The sequence below is a fragment of the Actinocrinis puniceicyclus genome, from assembly GCF_018283645.1.
Lineage (GTDB): Bacteria > Actinomycetota > Actinomycetes > Streptomycetales > Catenulisporaceae > Actinocrinis > Actinocrinis puniceicyclus.
Map to the genome: position 1 here is coordinate 1 of NZ_JAGSXH010000335.1, position 1156 is coordinate 1156.

Consider the following 1156-nt stretch of genomic DNA (forward strand, 5'->3'; position numbering starts at 1 on the left):
GCCAGCGCGGTGGCCTTGATCAACGACTCCGAGACGTTACAGCCATACGCGTTCCAGTCGTTGAACCCCATCTGCGGCGTCAACGCCAGCCCATTACCCAACGCCGACGCCGACCCCGCAACGCCGAGCGCCAGTAAGGGAGCCGCCGCCACGGCGGCGACTGTGCCGAATACGCCGAGGCGAAAGCGTCGTCTCGGCTTCGGGTGGGTGTACGGGGTCATCTTCGACCTCCCATGGTCGGCTCTGGCAGCTGTGGAGAGCCAGGTGGATATGTGCTCGAAGTCGGCCTCTTGCGGCGCGACTGCGGCTCGACGCCGGCGCGAGCCCGGGGCGTGGGGCAACGGGACTCGGCGCCGTCGGCCGCCGTCCGGCGATGGTGCGGCCGGGCGGCGGCGCAACGACGGCCGGGCCGGGGCGGCTGGTTGGCGCGGTGAAGTGTCGCCGCCCCGGCGTCGGTGTCGCGGGTTGTTCAGTGTTCTCTTATGCGCCTGTTGTCCTGCGCGGGGTTCTCGTGACTGCTGTCCGGCTCAGCCGAGGGTCCATTGCTGGTTGCTGCCGCCGTTGCAGGTCCACAGTTCGACCAGGGCGCCGTCAGCCGTCGAGGCTCCGGTCACGTCCAGGCAGAGCCCTGACTGCACACCGGTGACGGTGCCGTTGGAGTTGAGGATCCACTGCTGGTTGGTCTGACCGTTGCAGGAGTAGACGATCACCTTCGTGCCCGCGGTCGTGCCCTTACCGTTCGCGTCCAGGCACAGGGTGCTGCCGCCCACGCTCAAGGTCAGCTCGTTGGACGAGGTGTGCGTCCAGGTCTGGTTCGCCGCACCGTTGCAGCTGTAGATCTGCTGCTGGGTGCCCAGCGTCGTGGTGCTGTTCGGATCGTCCAGGCACTTGCCGGCGCCGACCGCGTGCAACGCACCCGTGCTACCACCACCGGTGCTGCCGCCGTTGCTGCCATATCCGGCCGCGACGATGTTGGCCTGCACGGCGCTCTCGGTCGCCGACGACGGGTAGCCGGAGGTCATGGCGCCTTCGTAGAAGGTGCCCTGGGCGCCGTCGCTGTTGTCGCCGCCGGTGCCGAGGATGATGGCGCCCTGCTTGCGCATCGGGTTGTAGCCAGACACGTTCGGCCGCGCGCCGTCGTAGAACGTGGACAGGT

The 1156-nt window shown here is 68.5% G+C and carries 1 protein-coding gene and 1 pseudogene; both read right to left on the reverse strand.

Translation table 11 applies throughout. From position 1 onward, the window contains the following. Positions 1–221 (reverse strand): annotated as a pseudogene (locus KGA66_RS29135) (alpha-galactosidase); the annotation flags it as partial. A 306-nt stretch (positions 222–527) separates the two neighbouring features. Next, positions 528–1156: arabinofuranosidase catalytic domain-containing protein (locus KGA66_RS30680; RefSeq protein ID WP_246508996.1), on the reverse strand; the 629-nt coding region annotated here is incomplete at its 5' end.